The organism is Paenibacillus sp. NRS-1760 (genome assembly GCF_050467785.1).
Lineage (GTDB): Bacteria > Bacillota > Bacilli > Paenibacillales > Paenibacillaceae > Pristimantibacillus.
Genome location: NZ_JBITPK010000014.1, coordinates 728260 through 752225 on the forward strand (window position 1 = coordinate 728260; position 23966 = coordinate 752225).

Below are 23966 nucleotides of genomic sequence, written 5' to 3' on the forward strand. Positions count from 1 at the left end.
ATGGATAGAAACAAAAAGCGCAGAGAGACAGCAGGCTCTGTGCTTTTTGCTGCAAATAGAGGGGGACATGCCGTTGAGACAGCATATTGTAGTTGTAGATGATGATGATAAAATTATTTCTTTGCTTCGCAGAAGTCTAGCGTTTGAAGGTTATGAGGTAACTACCGCTTCGAATGGGATGGAAGGACTGAAGGTGCTGCTTAAGACGGAGCCGGATCTGCTTATTCTTGATGTGATGATGCCTCAAGTGGATGGCTGGGAAGTTTGCCGCCGTGTGCGCGAGGGAGGCAGTACGGTACCGATTATGATGCTGACAGCAAAGGATGACATCAATGACCGGGTCAAAGGGCTTGATCTTGGGGCTGACGATTATTTGGTCAAGCCGTTTGCGTTGGAGGAGTTGCTTGCGCGGACACGCGCCTTGCTGCGCCGCAAAGCAGATAAAATCGAGCAGTCAAGCAATCAACTGCTTTATGAGGATTTGATTTTGGATATGGATGCCAGAGAAGCGATTCGCTCGGGACGCCGTATTGAGTTGACGTCCAAGGAATATGATTTGCTGCTGCTATTCATGGAGAATCCTCGGCGTGTACTTACGCGAGATGCAATTATGGAAAAGATTTGGGGTTATGACTTCAGCGGGGAGTCGAATGTGCTGGAGGTGTATATCGCGATGCTGCGCCAAAAGGTAGAGGACGGAGGCAAAAACCGACTCATTCAGACGGTTCGCGGCACCGGTTATGTGCTTCGCGGAGAGGCGGGTTAAGCATATGTCCATTAGGCTCAGGCTTACGCTTTGGTATTCGGGTTTGCTTGCGGTAACACTGATCGTTTTCGGGATATTTATATATATTTTTGTTAATTGGAATACGTATGCTGAGATTAAAGAACAAATGTTGGTTCAAAATAGTAAAATCAATGTTATCGGTGCAACTAATTTTCTAGATGAAACTTTGGATTTAATAGTAGGTCCTCAGTTTCGAATTGACAAAAAAGACATGTATATTCAATTGGTGAATTATAAGGAAGGTGCTATTAAGCAATCAAACAACTTCCCTTATGAATTCGTTATACCGTATCCTGAGGTCAATACTAAGCCTAAAAAGGGTTTTGTTAAAATCCACGTCGAAATTAACAAAAACAAATATGCTATGCTCACCTATCAGCGACCTGTTTATTTAGAGAGTGATAACAGCTTAGTGGGTTTAGTCCAAGTTGGTGTATTCTCATATAATGAGGAACGATTTTTGAATGGATTACGTACTATTCTCATTTTTTCATCATTAATCGTTGTTTTTATTGCCTTTACAGTAGGGCTATTGATTGCACGTCAGGCACTTCGTCCAATTGAACGAGTCATTCGTGCTACAGAGCAAATTGAAAATGGTGCTGATCTCAGTGTGCGCATACCTGTCATGGGGCCGAAGGACGAGATAGGAAGGCTTGTAAGTACGTTAAACGTGATGCTTGCGCGTTTGGAGATGGCATACAATGAGCTTGATGAAGCTTACAAAGCACAGCGCAGGTTCGTATCTGATGCGTCTCATGAGCTTAGGACGCCTTTGACAACGATTCGGGGCAATATTGAGCTGCTCGAGCGGATGTGGACGCGAGTTCGAGAGACCAATAGAGATATCGATACGGGCGAGTGGCTGCCACTGGATTCGGATCGATGGGATATGTCCAAAGAAGCGATGAGCGATATATCTGCTGAGGCGATTCGTATGAGTACGCTCGTTAATGATCTGCTTGCGCTTGCGAGAGCAGATGCGGGTTATACGATGGAGAAGACGCCGCTTGATCTGCTGCCGCTTACAGAGGAGGTTGTGCGCAGAGCACAGCTGCTCCCGCGTACAGCTGAATGGAAGCTGGGCGATCTATCGGCACTGGATGGGGTACGCGTCAATGCCAATCACAATTATTTGCAGCAGCTGTTATTTATTTTTATTGAGAATGCATTCAAATATACGTCGGAGGGTACGGTTGAGCTGAGTGCGGTCAGAACGGATTTGCAAATCGGCTTCGTTATCCAAGATACAGGGATTGGGATGAATCCAGATGAAATCCCGCATATTTTCGATCGCTTCTATCGAGCGGACGAATCACGGGGAGTTACCGTCGGTACAGGTCTTGGATTATCCATTGCAAAATGGATTATTGATGAGCATAAAGGCTCTGTAGAAGTGCTCACTAGCGAAGGAAATGGAACGAAGTTTACGATTTGGCTTCCAATTAGCTTTTCTGACACGTCTCATTCGTCTATAATAGTAGCAACGGATGAAATGAAGGATTCATAGCTGTTACGCATATCCGGTCAGAAAGCAGGTGCAATAAATGGAAATCGTTAGAATATCACCGCGTGGTTATTGCTATGGCGTCGTCGACGCGATGGTACTGGCTTTGCAAACGGTCAAAAACTTGGAGCTGCCGCGACCTATTTATATATTAGGTATGATTGTCCATAATGCCCATGTTACAGAAGCATTCGAGCAGGAAGGTGTCATTACGCTTGATGGTGCCAACCGACTCGACATTTTGGATCAAATCGAACAAGGCACCGTTATATTTACAGCGCATGGCGTCTCGCCAGAAGTACGTCAGCGTGCTCGTGACAAGGGGCTTTCCGTTGTGGATGCGACATGCCCTGACGTTACGAGAACTCATGATCTCATTCGCGATAAATCGGCGGAAGGCTATCATATTATTTATATTGGCAAGAAGGGCCATCCTGAGCCCGAAGGAGCGATCGGCGTTGCGCCGGAGCAGGTTCACCTCATCGAAAAGGAAGAGGAAATTGCTGCGCTTAATGTGCCGGAAGGGCGCATTCTTATAACGAACCAAACGACGATGTCGCAATGGGATATTCGTCATGTGATTAGCAAGCTCCTTGAGCGTTATCCTACTGCAGAGGTTCATAATGAAATCTGCATGGCAACTCAGGTTCGTCAAGAGGCGGTAGCAGAGCAAGCAGGCGAAGCGCAGCTTACGATCGTAGTTGGCGATCCGCGAAGCAACAACTCGAACCGTCTAGCACAAGTATCCGAGGAGATCGCAGGAGTGAAAGCTTACCGCGTTTCCGATGTGTCAGAGATTGAACAGGAGTGGCTGAAAGGCATCGATCGTGTCGCAGTTACGTCTGGTGCGTCTACGCCGACGCCGCTTACGAAAGAGGTTATTACTTATTTAGAGCAGTACGATCATAATAATCCGGAGACATGGGAAATCCGTCGTACGGTCAATATGAATAAGCTGCTGCCTAATGTTCGAGTGAAGTCGACGCCAGCGGCAACGGCAACCGCAGAGAAACCTGAATAAATAGCTAACATGAAGAGAGAGATGAGACGAGTGATTGATGCAGAAGAAGCATCATGAATGAGTTTCATCTCCTTTTTTATTATGACGGGGTTGACGAAAATGAGTTTCTCTTGTATATTTACTTTAGTGGTTAAAAGCGTAGAAGCTTAAAAGCTACGAAGCATAAAAGCTGTAAAGTGAATATCCAATGAATGATGAGAAAATGAGGCGCACTTCGTGCAATGCCATGCATTTATTAAGCAAAAGTTTGTACATTTTTTTTGCCCAAATCCCACAATAAATTTAGGAGTGATCCCTATGATCGTTATCACGAATTCAAATATTGCAGAAGAACGCATTACAGAAATTGTTGCTCATATTGAAAGAGCAGGAGTTCAAGCACATGTATCAAGAGGTACGGATCGCACGGTAATTGGAATTATTGGCAAAGCAGAACCTACGCTTGCTGAGCATTTGCGTCAAATGAAAGGTGTGGAAAACGTTATTAAAATTTCGAAATCATACAAGCTAGCAAGCCGTGACTTCCATCCAGATGATACAGTTATTGACATAAAAGGCGTGAAAATCGGCGGAAGCAATCTTGTTATAATGGGCGGACCTTGTGCTGTTGAAACACCGGAGCAAATCGACGAGATTGCTCGTTTAGTAAAAGCGGCTGGCGGACAGGTGCTGCGCGGAGGCGCCTTCAAGCCGCGCACAGGGCCTTACAGCTTCCAAGGTGTAGGCGTGGAAGGGCTTGTTATGATGGCGGAAGCGGGCAAGAAGCACGGCCTTCTGACGATTACAGAGGTCATGACGCCAGAATATGTGGATGTATGTGCAGAATACGCGGACATTCTTCAAGTAGGTACACGCAATATGCAAAACTTCGATTTGCTGCGCAAGCTTGGAACGATTCAAACGCCTGTACTGCTTAAACGTGGATTCAGCTCAACCTATGACGAGTTTTTGAATGCGGCGGAGTACATTTTGGCAGGCGGCAATCCAAATGTCATGTTGTGTGAACGCGGAATCCGAACATTCGAAACCTACACGCGCAATACGCTTGATTTATCTGCAATTCCAGTGCTTCAATCGCTCAGCCATCTGCCAGTAATTTCTGACCCGAGCCATGGAACAGGCCGTCGTGAGCTGGTTGAGCCTATGTCTAAAGCTTCAGTAGCGGCTGGCGCGAACGGATTGATTGTTGAAATGCATACCGATCCAGATAACTCGATGACTGGCGATGGGGTACAATCCTTATTCCCGGACCAATTCGCTAACTTATTGAAGGACCTAGAGAAGTTGGCACCGATCGTAGGCAAACAGTTTGATACGCCAAAAGCACCAGCAGAAGCCTTTGTAGAGTGGAAAATCTAACATAACATCAAACCAAACTTTGTCATCTTAGGATGGCAAAGTTTTTTTGTTTTTTGTGTAACCGTTCTCAAAAAGCCTTATAAATAAAAGGATCTCAGCTTTTTTTATTGAGGATTTGTGAACAAACGTACAAACTTGTAAGTATACCTAACATGAGTTCAAAAAATACCTTACATAGCTATTGACGGAGATTGAGGGCTAGTTTTATAATAACGACATGGATTTGGAGCAATAATTGAACAATACTTGTTCAACACTACGCTAATGTTCGGAAATGGAGGAAATTATAATGTCAGTTCAAAATGTTTTGGACAATATTAAAGAAAACAGCATTATGTTTGTAGATTTCCGCTTCGTGGATCTTCTAGGTAAGGCTCACCACATCACGCTTCCTGCTGCTGAGGTTGATGCTGATACTTTTGTAAACGGAGTAGCTTTTGATGGATCATCAATCCACGGTTTCCGCGGTATCGAAAATTCCGATATGGTTATGATGCCGGATACAGAATCCGTATTTATTGATCCTTTCACTGATCATCCTACACTGAACGTTATGTGTAATATTCATACACCTGAAGGCGATCGTTATGACCGTGACCCACGCAGCATCGCTCAAAAGGCTGAAGAGTATCTTCAAACTACGGGTATTGGTACGACAGCATTTTTTGCACCAGAACCTGAATTCTTTATTTTCGACGAAGTTCGCTATGAAAGCACAATGAACGCATCCTCTTATGTTGTTGAATCCGAGGAAGCTGGCTGGAACACGAACCGTAAAGAAGAGGGCGGAAACCTTGGTTCGAAAATTCCAGTTAAAGGCGGCTATGTTCCTGTAGCTCCTATCGACTCCCAACAAGACATCCGCAGCGAAATGGTTCGCCTATTGCAGGAATCGGGCCTTCGCGTAGAACGTCATCACCATGAAGTTGCAACTGCTGGTCAAGCAGAAATCAACTTCCGTTTTGACACATTGACAAAAACAGCCGACAATCTTATGAAGTTCAAATATATTATTCACAACACAGCTCGCCAATATGGCAAAACGGCTACTTTCATGCCGAAGCCACTATTCGGTGACAACGGTAGCGGTATGCACGTTCATGCTTCTATCTTCAACGGCGATACTCCTTTGTTCTATGACAAAGGCGCTTACGCTAACCTAAGCGAAATGGCTATGCACTACATCGGCGGCGTGCTTTACCACGCTCCAGCTTTGATCGCAATCACTAACCCAAGCACGAACTCATTCAAACGTCTTGTGCCTGGTTACGAAGCGCCGGTTAACCTTGTATTCTCAAAAGGTAACCGTTCTGCAGCCGTTCGTATTCCGATTGCAGCTGTAACACCTAAAGGCTGTCGTATTGAATTCCGTACACCGGACAACACGGCTAACCCTTACCTTGCATTTGCAGCGATGCTGCTTGCAGGTTTGGACGGCATCAAGCGCAAGCTTGATCCAGTAGCTCTTGGTTACGGTCCTTTCGACAAAAACATCTACGAATTGCCAGAAGAAGAGAAAAAAGAAATCCGCAGCGTTCCTGGAACGCTTGACGAGGCGCTTAATGCCCTTGAAGCAGATTCCGATTTCTTGACTGAAGGCGGCGTATTCTCTAAAGACTTCATTGACAACTACGTTGCAGTAAAACGTCAAGAAGCTAAAGCTGTTGCAATCCGTATTCATCCGCATGAGTTCAGCCTTTACTACGATTGCTAATCAATCGTTCAAGAAATATAAGAAACGGGTCCCTCTGGGACCCGTTTTTTTATCGTTTGTAAAGATATAATGAACGAAATCCGAATGTTTATTGACAGTATTGCGTCATACGTTCGACTTTTAATTTATTTAATATGCGGAATACACTTGATGCAGCCCTTCAAAATTGCTATCATATCCATATCATAAATAAAGAAACAGAGGTGGGTATCCGAAGATGACACGAGCATTTAATTTTAATGCAGGACCAGCCGCAATACCACTTGAGGTGCTGAAGCAAGCCCAGGAGCAATTTGTTGATTATCAGGGCGCAGGGATGTCCATTATGGAAATGTCTCACCGCAGCAAAATGTATGAAGAAGTGAACAATCAATCGCAAGCCCTGCTTCGTGAATTGTTCGGAATTCCAGAAAACTATGAGGTTCTATTGCTGCAAGGCGGCGCGAGCACACAGTTTGCTATGCTTCCTCTGAATCTTCTGCAGCCTGGCAAGCCAGGCGCTTACGTCATGACAGGAGCTTGGGCTGACAAAGCGCTTAAAGAAGCGAAACTTGTCGGAGAAACGGTTATTGCCGCTTCGACTGAAGCTGACAAATTTATGCGTATGCCGACTATGTCAGAAATTGAAGTTCCGAGCAATGCTTCCTATGTGCATTTAACATCAAATGAAACAATCGGCGGAACGCAGTTCCAAGAATTCCCTGACACTGGTGATGTGCCACTTATTGCGGATATGTCCAGTGATATTTTGAGCAGACCGATTGATGTGAGCAAATTTGGCGTCATTTATGCCGGTGCACAAAAAAACCTAGGTCCATCAGGCGTTACCGTTGTCATCATTCGTAAGGATCTTATCGAGAGCAGCAACAAAACGATTCCAACGATGTTCCGTTACAGCACGCATGCGAAGAGCGGTTCGTTGTACAATACACCGCCGTCTTTCTCGGTATATATGGTGAAGCTGGTTCTGGAGTGGATCAAGGCAAAGGGCGGAGTTTCTCAGCTTGAGCAGTACAACCGCGACAAAACGAAGCTGATCTATGACGCTATCGATCAAAGCAGCGGCTTCTACACGGGCTGTGCTCAGCCGCAAAGCCGTTCGCTTATGAATATTACTTTCCGTATTCAAACGGAGGAGCTTGAGGCTCTGTTCGTTAAGGAGTCGTTGAAAGAAGGTTTTGAAGGCTTGAAGGGTCATCGCGATGTTGGCGGACTAAGAGCTTCAACTTACAATGCGGTTCCGCTTGAGAGCTGCCAGGCGCTTGCACAATTCATGGCTGACTTCCAAAAACGGAACGGTTAATAAGTAGTTTTGATTTCACGCCTATTATTGCTAGAATAGAAACAGCCTGCTTCTAATATAGAAGCAGGCTGTTTTTTTGGTATGGACGTTATAAGTTCATTAAGCTTGGGCAAGACTGCTCTCAGCAATATGAGGACCGTTTAATTTATAACCGACATTGCGGACAGTCATAATATATTCCGGCGTACGTGCGTTTTTCTCGATCTTGTCGCGCAGATGGCTAATATGAACGTCGACGATTCGTGTATCACCGAGGAAATGGTAATCCCAAACGCCGTGAAGCAGCTGCTGGCGACTAAGCACTTTTCCTTTGTGGCGGCATAGGAACAATAGCAGTTCAAATTCCTTTGGCGTAAGCTCAACGGATTTGCCGTCTATGAATACTTCACGCTGTTCAACCTGAACCTTCAAGCGGCCAATGTTGAACGTAGTGTCATCAGCAGTGCCTGGAAGCGATTGAACTCGGCGGAAAATAGCTTGAATACGGGAAACAAGCTCCTGCGGGCTAAAAGGTTTAGTCATATAGTCATCGGCACCATTATCAAGACCAGCTATTTTATCGGTTACGTCTTGAAGTGCAGTCAGCATAACGATGGGTACAGCATTGCTTTGCTTGCGCAGCTCGCGGCAAACTTGGAGTCCATCCATTTTTGGCAGCATGAGATCTAGAACAATTAAGTCGGGACGGAAAGGTTTAAGCATTTCGAATACAGCTTCACCATCACCTACACAACGTACATCATAACCTGCCAGCTTTAAGTTAAATTCAATCAACATTGAAATAGATGGTTCGTCATCCACGATCAAAATTTTTTTTCGCATGATTCAGCTCTCCTCCATGTGTTTCCGCCTATTATGGTTCTATTATGAAGGTTGAAATTATGCTTGAGATTAACGGTACGTAAAGTGGGTGTAAAAATATTCGTCATTTTCGTGTATAATAGGCAAAATGAGAGGTGAGAAACAAAACTATGCCATTTCATATTGTTTTGGTAGAACCAGAAATTCCTGCAAATACAGGTAATATTTCTCGTACATGCGCTGCAACCGGCACTATTTTGCATTTGGTAAGACCACTTGGCTTCGATACGGACGATCGTACTTTGAAGAGGGCAGGACTCGATTATTGGCACTCGGTACATATCGAGTATCATGATTCCTTCGATGAGGTGCTCGCAAGTTATCCGCAAGGCCGATTCTTCTACGCAAGTACGAAAGCGAAGAAGACGTATTCACAGTTCGAGTATCAGGATGGCGATTTCTTTGTATTCGGGAAAGAAACAAAGGGCTTGCCACAGGAGCTTATAGATGCGAATATAGAAACTTGCATTAGATTGCCGATGACGGATAAAGTGCGATCACTTAATCTGTCCAATTCTGCAGCAATTATCGTGTATGAAGCGCTTAGACAAAATCATTTTCCAGGACTCGATTAAAAATGTTAATTTATTTCTCATTTTTTGGAATTTTTTTGCTCTAATAAAAAGAATTATTGCAGGATATTAAGAAATTATTAAATTAGGAAGGAAATACTGAAGTGCCATCGAAAGACTATAACGCAGAGGTTTCTCAAAAATAGCTTGCGAAACCAGACACAGAAGAGGTGAAAGTGATGAAACCAGCAGGTGTAGTAAGAAAAGTGGACCAACTCGGACGTATTGTACTTCCAAAATCATTACGTAAACGTTATTTGATGAACGAGGGCGATCCCGTTGAAATTTTCGTCCAAGGTGACCATATCATTTTGGAGCGTTACCGTCCAAAGTGTGTTTTTTGCGGTTCAATGGTTGAAGTTCGTGATTTCAAGGATCGCTATGTTTGTGGTGTATGTATGGAAGAAATGGCAGTTCTGCAACGCTAATCAGCGTTTTTGCATGCTGTATAACGAAATGAAGCTTCCCGAGAAGAGTATTGTTGCTCTTCGGGAAGCTTCATTTTTTTGTTGCGCTGGCTATAAGCGGATAAAGCAGGCTTATAGTCCTTTTGTTTTGTCATCATTGTAAGAGCTGGTAAGCATCGCCGTAATGAACAATGCAAACACAGTCATAACGATAATAAAGTTCATCTGTGGGACACCTCCAAGTATGCTGTCTTTATTATAACCAACGATGGCAAAAAAGAAAACTTTAAAAGTTGTGAACACATTGTTAACATAGAGAGTATAAGCATAGCAATATAGCTTGCGAGGAGGAGCAATCAATATGAATTATCGTTTTTCATCTAGAGTATCAGAGCTTAAATCTTCAGCGGTTAGGGATATACTTAAGCTGACGCAAGGAAAGGAAATGATCTCATTTGCTGGAGGACTTCCAGCTGAGGAGCTGTTCCCCGTACAAGCCGTGCGCGAAGCAGCAGATCGAGTATTTACTGCAGGAGCAAGCGCATTGCAGTATGGTTTGACAGCTGGGTATTTGCCATTGCGGGAGCAGCTTTGTGAGCGGATGGCCGTTAAGCAAATGCATGTTAATCCAGATCAAATGATTCTGACGACAGGATCGCAGCAGGCGATTGATTTGCTCGTTGGCGTACTTACAGAGCCTGGAGATGTAATCTTGGTAGAGAAGCCTACTTACTTGGCAAGCTTGCAAGTATTTGCTCTTCATGGTTTAAAGGTAGTGGCAGCGGAGAGTGATGAGCATGGAATCATTCCTGAGGATGCAGAGCGTCTTATTCGCGAGTATCGTCCGAAGCTGCTTTATGCTGTACCGACATTCGGCAATCCAACGGGACGTGTATGGAGCGTTGAGCGAAGGAAGAAAATACTTGCTCTCTGCAAGCAAAACGAAATGCCAATTATTGAAGATGATCCTTATGGTGACATAAAATTTGATGAGAGCGAGCAATTCCCTACATTGTTCTCATTAGAAGGACAAGTAGAGGGCGGCGCGGTATTTTATACGAGTACGTTTTCTAAAACGGTAGCACCTGCGCTGCGGTCAGGTTGGGCTATCGGAGACAGTGAAGTCATCAACATGGTAGCCAAAGCTAAGCAAGCTGCCGATCTTCACTCGAGTACGATCGATCAACAAATATTAAGTCAATTGCTTAAAGGGTTTGATCTCGATGGTCATATCCGTCTTATCTCAAAGTCATACGGCGAGCGTATGCTTGAGATGCATGGTCTCCTTGAGCGCCAGGCAATAGAGGGCGTCACTTGGGTAAAACCGAAAGGCGGCATGTTCCTATGGCTGGAGCTGCCTGACGGTTTGGATGCAGAGGCGCTCCTGCGGTGTGCGGTTCAAAAAGGGGTTGCGTTTGTGCCGGGCAGCTCTTTCTATGCCGATCATCCACAGCGCAACACTGCAAGGTTGAATTACACGTATAATACAGGAGCGCGTACAGAACAAGGCGTATTGCGGTTTGTTGAAGCGATCGGCGAATTTACGGGGCGGAGCTAACCGATGCTGACCATTCAGCGATAACATTGCTATATTCAGATAATGCAGCCGCGCCCTCAGGGCGCAGGCTGTATTTGCCGCGTTCAATGCGATCGAACCAGCCGTAATAATTGCTGCGCAGCGTTTCGCCGCTGCGTCTATAGCCAGTAATGGCTGCGACCTCGCGCGGCGCTAGTGGTCCCGAGGTGTGAAGCGCATAAGCACAGCGCAGAGCCTTCTCGCGGTATGCTGTAACAAGCTTGCGACCTGTACTGCCGCCGACGTTATAGTCGCCGCTGCGCTCCTTAAACTCGGTCAGCAGCTGTGCTTGCTTCTTGCGCCTTACTCCGCGCAGCGGTGGATCGCCTGGCTGACATAACCAATCGATGACCGGCGGCTTTGTTTTATAGAAGGTGACGGTCATAAAACCGAGTCCTAGCATTCGGCACAGTTCAGTCAAATCGCCAAAGCGCTGGTTGTGCGCTCCGCTTTTCGTTCGATTGCGTTCAACCGCCAGCACGACATGGCTATTTAATCGAAGACGTTCAACCCCTTGCAAAAGCAAGGCGAGATTGAATGTTTTTTTCATTTCGACAATTATCGTATCGGCTCGCTCAGGATGAATAGCGACCAAATCGCAATGAAGGACCTCGCTTTTTACCGCATACCCAAGCTGCTCATAATACTTTTTTATAGGTTTGTAGAGCTCTTCTTCGCGTGCTACTGCCACGTTTGCTAACTCCTCTCCACGTTCATTTCCATTGATGCTTATGAATCATTATAACAAAGGATTTTGCGCACTTGTCGTTTTTTGATGGATGAAGGACAAAAATAGTGTGCAATTATCTCCTCGAATAAGCATAGGAATGTAATACCTCAATAAAAGTTGGCACCACTCGATAGAGCGTCTAGAGACAAATCCCGGGCGTAGAATGATAAGTGGAATGCGGAAGCGATGGGAGGAGGCACGGTATGGACATTTTCAAGCGAATATCGGAGTATCAGGCTGAGAGCGAGAAACTTGCTTGGACAGGAACATTCAAGGATTACGTTGATTTGTTAAGGAAGGACCCGTCCCCGGCCATGACAGCACATTCTCGCGTTTATGAAATGATTGAATCTCATGGGGTGGAAGATGTTGGCGGCAACAAGCAGTATAAATTTTTTGATCAAGAAATTTTTGGGCTGGATCGTGCGGTGGAGAAGCTGGTTGAAGAATATTTCCATTCATCAGCTCGCAGGCTGGAGGTTCGTAAACGGATTCTATTGTTAATGGGTCCGGTCAGCGGAGGAAAGTCCACGATCGTTACGATGCTCAAAAAAGGTCTTGAGAAATTTTCCAGAACTGAGCGTGGAGCCGTTTATGCGATTAAAGGCTGCCCGATGCATGAGGATCCGCTTCATCTTATTCCCCATGAGCTTCGGCTTGATATTGAAAAAGAGCTCAGTGTTCGAATTGAAGGGAATCTATGCCCTTCATGCCAAATGAGGCTTACGACGGAATACAGCGGCGATATTGAAAACGTACTCGTTGAGCGGGTGTTTATTTCTGAGGATAACCGAGTTGGTATTGGCACATTCAGCCCATCCGATCCGAAGTCACAAGATATCGCCGATCTTACAGGAAGCATCGATTTCTCGACGATAACGGAGTATGGATCTGAATCCGATCCTCGTGCCTATCGTTTTGACGGTGAGCTTAATAAGGCAAATCGCGGATTGATGGAATTTCAAGAAATGCTCAAGTGTGATGAGAAGTTTTTATGGAACTTGCTCTCACTGACGCAGGAAGGCAACTTTAAAGCAGGCCGATTCGCTTTGATCAGCGCGGATGAGCTTATTATTGCTCATACGAATGAATCGGAGTACAAATCGTTCATAAGCAATAAGAAAAATGAGGCCTTGCATTCCAGGATGATCGTTATGCCGGTCCCTTACAATTTGCGAGTGTCCGACGAAGAAAAAATTTATAAGAAGCTAATCGCACAAAGCGATATGCGCCATATCCATATCGCACCGCATGCGCTGCGTGCTGCTGCCATCTTCTCCATCTTAACGAGGCTGAAGGAAACGAAGAAGCAAGGCATGGATCTTGTGAAGAAAATGCGGATGTACGACGGCGAGGAAGTAGAAGGGTTCAAGGAAGCAGATTTGAAGGAAATGCAAAACGAATACTTAGAGGAAGGCATGACAGGTATTGATCCGCGCTACGTCATTAACCGAATTTCCAGCGCGCTTATTAAGCAGGATACACAATGTATTAATGCGCTTGATGTTTTGCGTGCGCTTAAGGAAGGATTGGATCACCATCCATCCATTACGAAGGATGAGCGTGAGCGCTACTTGAATTTCATCTCGGTGGCCCGCAAGGAATACGATCTGCTCGCGAAAAAAGAAATTCAGAAGGCATTCGTATATTCCTATGAAGAATCTGCCCGCACTTTATTTGAAAATTACTTGGATAATATTGAATCGTATTGCAACTGGGCAAAAATTAAAGATCCGCTGACAGGCGAAGAGATGGATCCGGATGAGCGCCTCATGCGTTCCATCGAGGAGCAAATTGGCGTCTCCGAAAATGCGAAAAAAGCGTTCCGCGAAGAGATTTTGATTCGAATCTCGTCTTATTCGCGGAAAGGGAAAAAGTTTGATTTCACGAGTCATGAGCGGTTGCGCGAAGCCGTCGAGAAGAAGCTGTTCGCTGATCTGAAGGATATTGTGAAAATAACGACGTCTACAAAAACACCGGATGAGAGTCAATTGAAGCGAATTAATGAAGTAACGAAACGTCTTATGGATGAGCATAGCTACTGCTCGGTATGTTCAAATGAATTGCTCCGTTATGTAGGAAGCCTGCTTAATCGATAAATAATCGATAAATAAACGGTCTGAGTATTAGTGAAGTGGGTGTCTCAAAAGTCATAAATGACTTAGGGACGCCCCTTATTCATTTGTAAAACCATATTTCTTTGTTTTGATGCTATTTTGATAAGTCTCGAACACCATTCTCCGCGATCAACATCCAGCTATCCTGCAAAATTGCAGGAATTTCACCCATTTTAGCTGTGTTAGATACTTATGTTGTATTTATGCAATAATTTGCAATATGATCTGCCATTTTTGCATTTAATGAGTGCTTACACTGTAGGAAATACAGTATAGCTACACGTAAGTATGAGAAAGATGCCGCTATCCTGCGAATATGCAGTATAGAAAATAATTAAGAACAATGTTGAAGCGCATACTTGCCGGATTAGAAAAGGGGATATCCAAAAAGGATAAACCTGTGTGAGAGAATCCTATAGTATGCGCAAAAGAATCTTCAAAACAACTATGAAAGTGAATCTGAAGGTTCTTTTTTTTGCTAGCATACTACGTGAAAAGTGGAGGCTGAATGATTCGGAAATTGCTTTACGAGACAGCCCCATTTCTTTTCTTCCTCAAGGTTTAAAAAGAATTTGAGATGATCATACTGTTTCTTGAATATTTTCCGATATAATAGGTAATAGTGGTCTACTATATACCGAAGGAGTCGGGCTATTTTGATTAATTTATCAGCAGAGCGCAAGAAGCAGATTGAATACACGGGTATTACGGAGCAGGATCTCAAGATTTTAGCGGAATGCAAGCCCATTTTTCAAAATATTGTCCATGAAGTGGTCGACCGGTTTTATGAAACTATAGGCCAGCAGCCGGAGCTTGTAGCTATTATTTCTAATGTAAGCACCATTGAACGTTTGAAGGAAACGCAGATATGGTATTACATGTCGCTTACCGAGGGGGTAATCGACCAAGCTTACATTGATAACCGCATAAAAATAGGCGCTGTCCATTCCCGAATTGGACTGACGACGGACTGGTATTTGGGTACATATATGACTTATCTGGACATATCGACAAACGTACTGAAAAGAGTTCTTCCTGAACGCTGGAAGGATGTTGTGCATGCTTTGACGAAATTGTTCAATCTGGACTCGCAATTCGTGCTTGAAGCTTACAATCAGCATGAACAGAAAAAGATTCAAGAGCTGGCGGACAATCGTTCCATCATGCTGACGACTGTTACGAGTGCTGTGCAGGAGCTTGCTTCACTTATGTTTGAATTGGACGAGGGTGCACAATCGATAGCGGCAACTGCGATTTCGACTTCGCAATCTCAGGATAAGACGCATACACTATTAGGTGAGCTTCGTGAAGAGCTTGAAGGCATTAACGAAATGGGAACTTTGATTCGAGGCATATCGGATCAGACGCATTTGTTAGGTCTTAATGCTGCGATAGAAGCTGCGAGAGCTGGCGAAAATGGGAGAGGCTTCGAGGTTGTTGCGAATGAAGTGCGCAAGCTGGCCGCTTCATCAAGAAACGCACTTGAAGGGATACAGTCAAAGCTTGAGGAAATCGATAAGAAGCTATCCGCAGTGCGCCTTGAATCGGAGCAAACCTCGGTTGAGGCCCGTAATCAAGCAGCTCGATCCCAAGAACTGGCTTCATTCGTTAATATGGTTGATAAAGTTACAAAGGATTTACAGCAATTAAACCAATCCGAATAGGAAATGCAGCTCAGAAAAAGCAGGAATTCTCTCACTTGAGGGTTCCTGCTTTCGTGTTATATAAGTTGACACAATATTCAGAATTTAGTATGATTATCCTAACATTCCGATACAAATATGGATTTAATGTTAAGTTTTTTAACGTTAAATCAACAAATTTGATCGATTTTTCACCTAGCTAGTACCAAACTGGTATAGCGGCCATCATGAAGGAGGCGGTTGTCATGTCGACGGCCAAACAGTCGCAATCGCAATATTACGATGCTCAGACCTTTTACGATGAAATGTTCGATAAGGACTTTTCAGTTCGTGACCACTACGAAAGCGTTCATCGATTATTCGGAAGAATGAATCCAACTGAGCTTGCAGTCCGGCAAAACGCGATTAATCAAAGAATGATGGAGGAGGGAATTACCTTCACGCTGTACAGCGGTGCGCAAAATGAGCCGCTTGAGCGAACGATTCCGTTCGATTATATCCCTCGCGTCATACCGAAGCATGAATGGGATGGCGTTGACCGAGGAGTAAGGCAGCGAATCAAAGCTTTGAATGCATTCCTTCATGATGTATATCACGGACAAAAAATTGTAGCAGACGGTATCATTCCTCGTAAAATGATTGTTTCAAATACTTATTTTCGGCCTGAAATGGCTGGTCTACATGTTCCAGGCGGTGTATATATTACAGCATCAGGCATTGATTTGATTCGTGATGAGAAGGGCCGATATTATGTGCTGGAGGATAATTTGCGATCTCCATCAGGCTTTTCTTATTTGTTTAAAGGCAGAACGTTAATGAATGAGCTATTTCATGATTTGTATTTATCAAGCTCAGTACAAAGTATTGACCGCAGCTTAAATTGTTTTCTAAGCTCACTTCGCGCGCTTTCTCCAAGCGGCAAGCGTGACCCCTTGATCGTGCTGCTCACTCCTGGTGCTTATAATTCAGCTTATTATGAACATACCTTTTTGGCGCAGCAGATGGGCATTCACCTCGTTGAAGGCAGGGACCTCGTATACAAAGACCACAAAATTTATTTGCGTGATTTGCGCGGACTTCGTCAAGTGGATGTTATTTATCGACGCATCGATGATGATTTTCTTGATCCGCTTGCCTTTCAGCCGGATTCCTTCCTTGGTGTACCTGGACTCATGAACGCTTATCGTGCCGGAAATGTAGCGATCGCCAATGCGCCAGGAACAGGCGTGGCGGACGATAAAGCCGTTTATGCGTATGTTCCAGACATGATTCGTTACTATTTGGGAGAAGAGCCTCTTTTGCATAACGTTCCAACGTACATTTTAACGCGCAAGGAGGAACGTGATTACGTGCTGGAACACTTGGATCAGCTCGTTGTGAAGGAGACATCGCTTTCGGGAGGCTATGGCATGTTGATTGGTCCAAGCGCTTCCCTGCCCGAGATTCATGCATTTGCTGAAGCTATTAAGCGGGAACCTGAGCGATATATCGCCCAGACGACGATGAAGCTCTCGCGAGCGCCGGTTATGGTGAATGGCGGCATGACGCCCCGGCATATTGATTTGCGCGCATTTGCTTTGATGGGTGAAGAGACTCATGTCATTCCGGGCGGTTTAACACGTGTTGCGATGAAGGAAGGTTCACTTGTGGTCAACTCTTCTCAGGGCGGCGGAGTCAAGGATACGTGGGTCCTAAAACGATAATTAACAGGAGGGATTGCTATGCTGAACCGGAATGCAGAAGCGTTGTTTTGGATAGGGCGCTACATGGAGCGTGCTGAGAATCATGCTAGATTAATTGATGTTCATTACCACCTGCAGGTTGACGACGACACGCCAAGCCTAAAAGGAAAGCTGGAGGGCGATGAGATGGTGTATTATTCGAAATGGGCAAGAATCGTCGATGCTCTTGGCAGCCGAGAAGCTTATGAACAGCAATATAGCAGCTACAATGAACGTGATGTTCTGTTCTACACGACGCTTGATCGTGATAATCCAAACTCTTTGGTTTCCTGCGTCAGTCATGCTCGCGGCAATCTTCGTACATTGCGCGAGAAGGTGCCAAGTGAAATGTGGGATGCAACAAATGCTTTTTATTTGTGGCTGCGGGAGAAGCAGCCGGATGATTTGCTGCGTGAATCTCCACATTTGTTTTTCGGAAGAATCAAGGAATGGACGGCGCTTTTTCAAGGGGTCAGCCAATCCGTCATGCCAAGGGAAAATGAATGGCATTTCATTGAATGCGGGCGATACTTGGAGCGCTCTGAGAATACGCTGCGCATCATTAAGGCAGTGGGCAACGCAGCTAGCGGCGAGGATTGGGACAATGCAAGGGCATATCCTTATTTGCAGGCCGTACTGCGCTCGGTTAGCGGCTATCAAGCGTTTCGTCGTTATTATGCTGATGGCATTTCTGTGGAATCGATCGTTGAATTTGTAGTTCTTAATGGCGTGTTTCCGCGGTCTCTTCATTTTGCACTGCATACCCTCGATGAACATATGCGGCATATTGAACTGCAGGATAAACAGCTTCGCACCGCACATGAGAAAGTCATCCGCCAAGTAAGCAAGGTGAAAGCGGATTTGGCGTGTCTTGAGCGAGAGGATATGGTCATTGATCGGAATGGAACGATCGTTGCTCATTTGCTGGATGCTTGTCAGCAGCTTGGGATGGCTTTTGCCAAAACCTTTTTTCGTATGGGGGAGGCAAGCGCATGAAGCTCAGTATTTCACATGTCACGCAGTACGAGTATGCAGAGTCAGTGACGGACAGTGTCAATGAAATTAGACTAACGCCCAGCACTAATGAAAGACAGTCCTGTTACCAGCAAGCGATTTCAATTGAACCGAATGCCTCTTTGTTCACCTATGAGGACTATTTTGGCAATCGTGTTCATGCGTTCTCGGTTAATGGTCCCCATAAGCGGCTTACCATTCGAACATCTATGACCGTTGTTACGAAGCAGGCGCCAACGTCGGAGGAACGTGAACAATACTTAAGCAAGCGACCACCAGAGCAGGCATGGAACTGGTTAAGAACAGATGAAGCTGCCAACCGTTTCACCGAGTTTTTGCTTACGACCGAATATACAGCTGTTACGTCTGAGGTAGAACAATTTGCTGGTGAAATTTTGAGCACAAGCTCAAGCAGTCAAGCCAGCGTTCTCGATTGGCTAAGCGCGCTGTCTACAAAAATTAGGAGCGAGTTCATTTATGATCCTGAAGCGACAGATGTAAAGACGAAAACATCGGAAATGTTTTTGAGCAAACGCGGCGTATGTCAAGATTTTGCGCATTTAATGATCGCAAGCTGCCGAGCTTTTGGCATCCCAGCCAGATACGTAAGCGGCTATCACTTTGTTGGTGATTTGCAGGGAGGAAGCGCTGATTTCGAGCAAGCTTCGCATGCTTGGGTTGAAGCGTTTGTACCCGGACTCGGCTGGTGCAGCTTTGATCCAACTAACGTTGATCCTGTTGGAGAGCGTTATGTAAAGCTTGGGCACGGGCGGGATTATAAAGATATTGTTCCGGTTAAAGGTGTATATAGAGGCACGGGTGAGCAAATATTGCATGTATCTGTAGATGTAAGAAATGTTGAGGATTAAACGATGGAAATTCAAATGTAGAGGGAACAGTTAACCGCTTATGTAGAATGCGGATACTGTTCCTTTTTTGCGTGCAAAAAAACCATCCCTGCTTGGGAGGAATGGAAGCCTGTTATTTTAAGGAATGGAAGCTACTTTTACCATGTATGATTACTGGTGCTTTGCAGACCTTATGACTACGACCCTCCAGAGGATATAGAGTTCATTAGAAAGGAGCAAATCGAAAAAATGAACATCATTTTTCGAATGACCTTCATGCTGAGTCTGGTTTTTCTAATACTTATAAGTTCCTCCTCTGTTTCGGCAAAAAGCTCATCTGGTGTGTATAAGGATAAAGTCGCTGTTCTAATGTATCATCATGTTCATGATAAAGATTCAAGCTCTTCGACGATTTCGTCGATGCTCTTTCGGGATCAGCTAATTTATTTAAGGAGCAAGGGCTACCAGTTCATTAGACTGGAGGACTTTCGTCATTTTTTGGCTGGCGGCGCCGTACCGAGCAATGCCGTATTGATCACGTTTGATGACGGATATGAAAGTTTTTACAAAGTGGCTTATCCGATCCTAAAAGAATTATCCATTCCAGCAGTTAATTTTACGATTACAAGCTATTTAGAGAAGCCATCTAAGACGATACCGCATTTGTCTTACGCGCAATTAAAACAAATGATGGCCAAATCAACAAGTATCGATTTTCAATGCCATACCAATCAATTGCATCAGAAGGTTGGCGAGAAAAGCGCATTAACTTATGTAAATAAAAAAGTTGGCGGGAAAAATGCACTGGAGCTTCATAAATCACGCGTCAAGCAGGACACTGCAGCATGCATAAGCCTTCTGAAAAAAGCAGGAGTGAAAAATTCGGATTCGATCAGCTATCCTTTTGGCATCTATTCTAAGACTTTGTTCCCAACGATGCTGGGGGCAGGCGTTAGTTATGGCTATACAACAAAACCTGCTTTGGTCAAAAGAGGAATTAATAAATTGGAAATACCGCGAATTAATGCCGGCAGTCCCGATATTACGCCTGAGGTGCTTTATAAACGAATAAAAAGGTTATCTTAAATGCCGTAGCTGCTTAAATTATTTTTTCCATGTATGAATGATCACATTTAGCACAACTTATTATCATCAAACAGGAGGTGTTATGTAGTGAAAAAACATTTAAAACCGGTTCTTACTTCAGTTATGGTGCTTGCTATTGGATTTTCGATATCGGCATGTGGTCAAAACCATACGGTGAACCAAAAATCGATGAGAGCTAAAAACGACATGAATCGTATTGAATCAAAAATGGTTCCTCACGGCACTAATATGACGGATAGAAGATATAACAATTTGGATAATAGAGCATATGGTGTCGATCCTTTAGTGAATAATAACAATTCATACAGCGCCAATCCTTATAGTGCTAATCGCACCTATGGTATTGACGGTGATGGAATGAATGGAACCAACAGTCTCAATGGCACAAATCGTATGAATGGCACCGATGGAACGGTACATCGCCTCGGAATGGATCATAATAAAAGCGCTGGTCAATTAGCTAACCGTGCTAAGCAAGTTAGCGGTGTGAAAAAAGCAACAGTCGTCATTCATAATAAAGATGCAATCGTAGGCCTAGATGTTGATAACATCGGCAAAAAAGCCATTATTGAGAAACAAGTGCATGCTGCCTTAAAAGGGCAATACCCTGAGTACAACATTCATGTGACATCCGATCAAGGTATGCATAAGAAAATACAAACGATGAACACGAGCATGACTAATGGTCATCCATTGAAGACGTTAGCGAATGACGTGACCATCATGATTCGCGATATTGGCAATGCAATAACCGCTCCTCTACGTTAATAAGACTTGATATCGGCAGCTCCTTATGGAGCTGCCGAATCCATCTAATCATACATATCGATAAGCCGCTAGGAGGAAAACCGTTGTCCATTAGTAAGCGTGGCCTGCTATTGCTGCTCATGTTCGTTTTTTTGGTAGGTTTCTCAGCACCAATTAAAAAGGACCGTTTTTTTTATGAGAAGCGGGGGGAAATTGTGTGGGAGGTTCCTACGGAGGATAAGAAAATTGCTTTGACCTTTGACGATGGGCCATATCCGAAAACAACGGAAGTTATTCTCGATTTGTTGCAGAAATACAATGCTAAAGCAACGTTTTTTGTACTGGGCAACAAGGTAAAGCTTTACCCGGAAACAATTAAGCGAGAAATTGCAGAAGGACATGAGGTAGCTAATCATACGTTTAATCATGTTTACTTCTTGAAATCGATAAGCCAAGCGACTATTCGAGATGAGATTGTAAAAACTGAAAATGCGTTAGAAGCCTTAACGGGGAAAAAGCCGCTTTTATTTCGCCCGCCCGGAGGCTATTATAATGAAAATTCAATTCAGGTTGCGAAAACATTAGGTTACACAACGATTTTGTGGTCATGGCATCAAGATACAAATGATTGGCGAAGCCCTGGCGTGAACAAAATTGTAAACAAAGTTTTGAATAACGCAAGAAACGGAGACATTGTATTGCTGCATGATTACATTCCTGGTTCTCAGCAGACAGTCAAAGCTTTGGAGACGATACTGTACGAGCTGGATAAACGGGGTTTTCAATTCGTGACCGTAACGGAGTTAATGAAATCAATGACAAGCGTAGAATCAAAGGTTGACGACGGCAGTGACGGCAGCATTTTGGAGTCGCCATAAGCATGACAAAAGCTAGGTTGCCATGCAGCAGCCTAGCTTTTTATAATTCGTTGTCATCTTATTTTATAGCCGCTTCGTATCGTTTTGCTACAACATCCCATAACACGATATTCCAGAATGCTGAAATATAATCAGGGCGTTTGTTTTGGTAGTTCAGATAATAAGCATGCTCCCATACATCAAGTCCTAAAATAGGAGTCAGATTATCCATAAGCGGACTATCTTGATTAGGCGTGCTCGAAACGAACAAATGGCCTTTATGATCTACGCTTAACCACGCCCACCCGCTGCCGAAACGAGTTGTAGCTGCTTTCGTAAACTGCTCCTTAAACGAGTCGAAGCCGCCTAATTCTTTATCGATAGCATCTGCCAAATGACCAGCAGGCAATCCTCCGCCATCAGGTCCAATCGATTCCCAAAATAAAGAGTGGTTGGCGTGTCCGCCTCCATTGTTCTGTACGGCTGTCCGAATATCTAAAGGGACGCTTTTTAAATCTTGAAGCAGCTCATTTAAGCTTTTTTGCTGAAGCTCAGGATAGTTCGCCAAAGCGGAGTTTAAGTTTGTTACATACGTATTATGATGGCGGTCATGATGAATCATCATCGTTTGCTCGTCGATATGCGGTTCCAAAGCATTGTTTGCATAAGGCAGTTCAGGTAATTGATGTGACATGGTTCATTCCTCCATAAGTTGATTTGGTAAGTTATACTTACAGCTTAATTGATATTTCATACTTAGTCAATATAAATGTATAATAAGTGTGATAAAAAAATGCCTCGTTCCGAATGGGAGGAGAGGGTTATTCATCGCATTTTTCGCGTTTGCCTTTGAAGGTCGCCGTACGAAAGCTAGCTCCGCAGCCGCAGGTTGCTCTAGCATTGGGATTATCAATCGTGAAGCCGCCAGTCATGCCTTGCTCCACATAATCAATTTTCACCCCCGCCAAATAAGGCTCGCTCTGTGTGTTCCACACCACGTTGATATGATCCGTTTGCAAGGAGTGGTCATCATTAGTAATGGTATCATCTAATTTGATGTTATAGGATAATCCGCTGCAGCCGCCATCTTCAACGCCTACTCGCAAAAACGTACGATCATTTCCTGAATCGATAACCATCTGATTAATAATGGACTCTGCTTTTTCGCTTATTTCTATCATCATGTATACACCTCGCTTAGAATTGGAAAAAAGGATGGAGTTGAATTATTAAATTTATTATATATAATAGTATATAAAAGATCAAATCTAATTTTGATGATCCATTCCGATAAATGAAGATGAATAGCAGGATGAATTATTGCAGAGTGGAGACATTGATTTTAGAAAATGTTATTATTGCAGTATTCATTTCAGACATGAAATATTTCATATGACAATTATCGGAAGGTGATTAGGAATGACCAACATAGATCAAGGACAGCTTTCTACGAGAGAATATATTCTTCAGCTGCTGAAGACGAAGGGTAATTTAAGTACAAAGGATCTTACGGAAGAGCTGGGAATTACGGTAATGGCCGTTAGACGTCATATTCAATCGCTGGAGAGAGATAATCTTATCTCATCCAAAACCATCAGACAAGCGATGGGCAGACCAACAGCGGTTTATTGTTTAACGGAGCATGCAGACGGATTTTTCCCGCGCAAATATCATACCTTAACGCTTGAATTATTGGATGAGCTTACCGATCAGCTTGGCTCGTCGGCGGTAGAGTCGTTATTTGAAGGCCGCAAAAACAAAATGACTAAAACATACGAATCGAGCATGCAAAGCAAAGAGCTTGAGGATAGAGTGAAGGCACTCGCAGAAATTCAGAACGAGAATGGATATATGGTGGAATGGGAAAAGATCAACAATGAACAATTTATTTTGAAAGAAAATAATTGCCCAATTGAGCAAGTAGCGACCAAATATCAGCATGCCTGCCAATGTGAATTGAAGCTGTTTGAAACGATGCTGGGCGATGTAGAGGTTTCGAGATCCGAGTGTCTTGCCAAGGGTGGACAAAGATGTACCTATTCCATAAAAAAAAGACAAAAACAAGAACAGTGAGG

At 44.1% G+C, this 23966-nt stretch carries 22 protein-coding genes; 18 read left to right on the forward strand and 4 right to left on the reverse strand.

Features of this window, described 5'->3' with window-relative positions; genetic code table 11:
• Positions 1-73 precede the first annotated feature (73 nt).
• From ACIFSR_RS22620 to serC, 6 genes are all read left to right on the forward strand, one after another.
• Positions 74-766, forward strand: a complete 693-nt coding sequence (locus ACIFSR_RS22620; protein WP_076267601.1) for a response regulator transcription factor — start codon at positions 74-76, stop codon at positions 764-766.
• Positions 767-770: 4 nt separating this feature from the next.
• Positions 771-2297, forward strand: coding sequence for a sensor histidine kinase (locus tag ACIFSR_RS22625; RefSeq protein ID WP_430060080.1), 1527 nt, complete (start codon positions 771-773; stop codon positions 2295-2297).
• Between the two features lie 37 nt (positions 2298-2334).
• Positions 2335-3315: a 4-hydroxy-3-methylbut-2-enyl diphosphate reductase gene (locus ACIFSR_RS22630; RefSeq protein ID WP_339204386.1), complete on the forward strand. Its 981-nt coding sequence runs from the start codon at positions 2335-2337 to the stop codon at positions 3313-3315.
• 297 nt (positions 3316-3612) lie between these two features.
• Entirely contained in the window at positions 3613-4674 is a 1062-nt protein-coding gene (gene aroF, locus ACIFSR_RS22635) for a 3-deoxy-7-phosphoheptulonate synthase (protein ID WP_076267604.1), read from the forward strand.
• 289 nt (positions 4675-4963) lie between these two features.
• Positions 4964-6388, forward strand: a complete 1425-nt coding sequence (glnA, locus tag ACIFSR_RS22640; protein ID WP_076267605.1) for a type I glutamate--ammonia ligase — start codon at positions 4964-4966, stop codon at positions 6386-6388.
• A gap of 217 nt (positions 6389-6605) precedes the next feature.
• A complete protein-coding gene (gene serC / locus ACIFSR_RS22645) occupies positions 6606-7691 on the forward strand; it encodes a 3-phosphoserine/phosphohydroxythreonine transaminase (RefSeq protein WP_076267606.1) in 1086 nt (361 codons plus the stop codon).
• Positions 7692-7790: 99 nt separating this feature from the next.
• Here serC and ACIFSR_RS22650 read toward each other — a convergent pair whose 3' ends face one another.
• Entirely contained in the window at positions 7791-8513 is a 723-nt protein-coding gene (locus ACIFSR_RS22650) for a response regulator transcription factor (protein WP_076267607.1), read from the reverse strand.
• Positions 8514-8662: 149 nt separating this feature from the next.
• On the opposite strand from ACIFSR_RS22650, the gene trmL reads away from it, so the two are divergent.
• The 3 genes from trmL (at position 8663) to ACIFSR_RS22665 (ending at position 11089) form a co-directional block, all read left to right on the forward strand.
• Positions 8663-9127 carry a tRNA (uridine(34)/cytosine(34)/5-carboxymethylaminomethyluridine(34)-2'-O)-methyltransferase TrmL gene (trmL, locus tag ACIFSR_RS22655; RefSeq protein WP_339204382.1) on the forward strand — a complete coding sequence of 155 codons (465 nt, stop codon included), beginning with the start codon at positions 8663-8665 and terminating at the stop codon, positions 9125-9127.
• 176 nt (positions 9128-9303) lie between these two features.
• The gene (locus ACIFSR_RS22660) at positions 9304-9552 is read left to right on the forward strand and encodes an AbrB/MazE/SpoVT family DNA-binding domain-containing protein (protein ID WP_054023539.1); all 249 of its coding nucleotides are present in this window, start codon (positions 9304-9306) and stop codon (positions 9550-9552) included.
• Positions 9553-9892: 340 nt separating this feature from the next.
• Positions 9893-11089: a PLP-dependent aminotransferase family protein gene (locus ACIFSR_RS22665; protein WP_339204380.1), complete on the forward strand. Its 1197-nt coding sequence runs from the start codon at positions 9893-9895 to the stop codon at positions 11087-11089.
• Here ACIFSR_RS22665 and ACIFSR_RS22670 read toward each other — a convergent pair.
• Entirely contained in the window at positions 11073-11798 is a 726-nt protein-coding gene (locus ACIFSR_RS22670) for a DUF2161 family putative PD-(D/E)XK-type phosphodiesterase (protein ID WP_339204379.1), read from the reverse strand. The two genes, ACIFSR_RS22665 and ACIFSR_RS22670, sit on opposite strands and share 17 nt — an antisense overlap.
• A gap of 242 nt (positions 11799-12040) precedes the next feature.
• Here ACIFSR_RS22670 and ACIFSR_RS22675 point away from each other — a divergent pair, with 242 nt between their 5' ends.
• The 8 genes from ACIFSR_RS22675 (at position 12041) to ACIFSR_RS22710 (ending at position 21912) form a co-directional block, all read left to right on the forward strand.
• Positions 12041-13936, forward strand: a complete 1896-nt coding sequence (locus ACIFSR_RS22675) for a PrkA family serine protein kinase (protein ID WP_339204377.1) — start codon at positions 12041-12043, stop codon at positions 13934-13936.
• Positions 13937-14610: 674 nt separating this feature from the next.
• Positions 14611-15618 carry a globin-coupled sensor protein gene (locus ACIFSR_RS22680; RefSeq protein ID WP_339204376.1) on the forward strand — a complete coding sequence of 336 codons (1008 nt, stop codon included), beginning with the start codon at positions 14611-14613 and terminating at the stop codon, positions 15616-15618.
• A 224-nt stretch (positions 15619-15842) separates the two neighbouring features.
• On the forward strand, positions 15843-17300 hold the full coding sequence (locus ACIFSR_RS22685) for a circularly permuted type 2 ATP-grasp protein (protein ID WP_339204375.1): 1458 nt from the start codon (positions 15843-15845) through the stop codon (positions 17298-17300).
• An 18-nt stretch (positions 17301-17318) separates the two neighbouring features.
• Positions 17319-18314: an alpha-E domain-containing protein gene (locus ACIFSR_RS22690; RefSeq protein ID WP_430060084.1), complete on the forward strand. Its 996-nt coding sequence runs from the start codon at positions 17319-17321 to the stop codon at positions 18312-18314.
• Positions 18311-19201 carry a transglutaminase family protein gene (locus tag ACIFSR_RS22695; protein WP_339204373.1) on the forward strand — a complete coding sequence of 297 codons (891 nt, stop codon included), beginning with the start codon at positions 18311-18313 and terminating at the stop codon, positions 19199-19201. The genes ACIFSR_RS22690 and ACIFSR_RS22695 overlap by 4 nt, the downstream gene beginning before the upstream one ends.
• 228 nt (positions 19202-19429) lie before the next feature.
• Positions 19430-20266 (forward strand): polysaccharide deacetylase family protein, encoded by an 837-nt coding sequence (locus tag ACIFSR_RS22700; protein ID WP_430060086.1) that lies wholly within the window; start codon positions 19430-19432, stop codon positions 20264-20266.
• A gap of 87 nt (positions 20267-20353) precedes the next feature.
• Positions 20354-21055 carry a YhcN/YlaJ family sporulation lipoprotein gene (locus ACIFSR_RS22705; RefSeq protein ID WP_430060088.1) on the forward strand — a complete coding sequence of 234 codons (702 nt, stop codon included), beginning with the start codon at positions 20354-20356 and terminating at the stop codon, positions 21053-21055.
• Positions 21056-21138: 83 nt separating this feature from the next.
• A complete protein-coding gene (locus ACIFSR_RS22710; protein WP_256710856.1) occupies positions 21139-21912 on the forward strand; it encodes a polysaccharide deacetylase family protein in 774 nt (257 codons plus the stop codon).
• A gap of 58 nt (positions 21913-21970) precedes the next feature.
• Here the strand turns inward: ACIFSR_RS22710 and ACIFSR_RS22715 are convergent, their stop codons facing one another.
• Positions 21971-22585, reverse strand: a complete 615-nt coding sequence (locus ACIFSR_RS22715; RefSeq protein ID WP_430060090.1) for a superoxide dismutase — start codon at positions 22583-22585, stop codon at positions 21971-21973.
• Positions 22586-22712: 127 nt separating this feature from the next.
• Positions 22713-23075 (reverse strand): HesB/IscA family protein, encoded by a 363-nt coding sequence (locus ACIFSR_RS22720; protein WP_430060092.1) that lies wholly within the window; start codon positions 23073-23075, stop codon positions 22713-22715.
• A gap of 235 nt (positions 23076-23310) precedes the next feature.
• On the opposite strand from ACIFSR_RS22720, the gene ACIFSR_RS22725 reads away from it, so the two are divergent.
• On the forward strand, positions 23311-23964 hold the full coding sequence (locus tag ACIFSR_RS22725; protein WP_430060094.1) for a helix-turn-helix transcriptional regulator: 654 nt from the start codon (positions 23311-23313) through the stop codon (positions 23962-23964).
• Positions 23965-23966 lie beyond the last annotated feature (2 nt).

What these genes read in the sequence shown, in the direction of transcription:
- glnA (WP_076267605.1), top strand. Translation starts at nt 4,964, where the DNA reads ATGTCAGTTCAAAATGTTTTGGACAATATTAAAGAAAACAGCATTATG.
- aroF (WP_076267604.1), top strand. Translation starts at nt 3,613, where the DNA reads ATGATCGTTATCACGAATTCAAATATTGCAGAAGAACGCATTACAGAA.
- ACIFSR_RS22715 (WP_430060090.1), bottom strand. Translation starts at nt 22,585, where the DNA reads ATGTCACATCAATTACCTGAACTGCCTTATGCAAACAATGCTTTGGAA.
- ACIFSR_RS22725 (WP_430060094.1), top strand. Translation starts at nt 23,311, where the DNA reads ATGACCAACATAGATCAAGGACAGCTTTCTACGAGAGAATATATTCTT.
- ACIFSR_RS22675 (WP_339204377.1), top strand. Translation starts at nt 12,041, where the DNA reads ATGGACATTTTCAAGCGAATATCGGAGTATCAGGCTGAGAGCGAGAAA.
- ACIFSR_RS22665 (WP_339204380.1), top strand. Translation starts at nt 9,893, where the DNA reads ATGAATTATCGTTTTTCATCTAGAGTATCAGAGCTTAAATCTTCAGCG.
- ACIFSR_RS22685 (WP_339204375.1), top strand. Translation starts at nt 15,843, where the DNA reads ATGTCGACGGCCAAACAGTCGCAATCGCAATATTACGATGCTCAGACC.
- ACIFSR_RS22690 (WP_430060084.1), top strand. Translation starts at nt 17,319, where the DNA reads ATGCTGAACCGGAATGCAGAAGCGTTGTTTTGGATAGGGCGCTACATG.
- ACIFSR_RS22630 (WP_339204386.1), top strand. Translation starts at nt 2,335, where the DNA reads ATGGAAATCGTTAGAATATCACCGCGTGGTTATTGCTATGGCGTCGTC.
- ACIFSR_RS22660 (WP_054023539.1), top strand. Translation starts at nt 9,304, where the DNA reads ATGAAACCAGCAGGTGTAGTAAGAAAAGTGGACCAACTCGGACGTATT.
- trmL (WP_339204382.1), top strand. Translation starts at nt 8,663, where the DNA reads ATGCCATTTCATATTGTTTTGGTAGAACCAGAAATTCCTGCAAATACA.
- ACIFSR_RS22695 (WP_339204373.1), top strand. Translation starts at nt 18,311, where the DNA reads ATGAAGCTCAGTATTTCACATGTCACGCAGTACGAGTATGCAGAGTCA.
- ACIFSR_RS22700 (WP_430060086.1), top strand. Translation starts at nt 19,430, where the DNA reads ATGAACATCATTTTTCGAATGACCTTCATGCTGAGTCTGGTTTTTCTA.
- ACIFSR_RS22720 (WP_430060092.1), bottom strand. Translation starts at nt 23,075, where the DNA reads ATGATGATAGAAATAAGCGAAAAAGCAGAGTCCATTATTAATCAGATG.
- ACIFSR_RS22625 (WP_430060080.1), top strand. Translation starts at nt 771, where the DNA reads ATGTCCATTAGGCTCAGGCTTACGCTTTGGTATTCGGGTTTGCTTGCG.
- ACIFSR_RS22650 (WP_076267607.1), bottom strand. Translation starts at nt 8,513, where the DNA reads ATGCGAAAAAAAATTTTGATCGTGGATGACGAACCATCTATTTCAATG.
- serC (WP_076267606.1), top strand. Translation starts at nt 6,606, where the DNA reads ATGACACGAGCATTTAATTTTAATGCAGGACCAGCCGCAATACCACTT.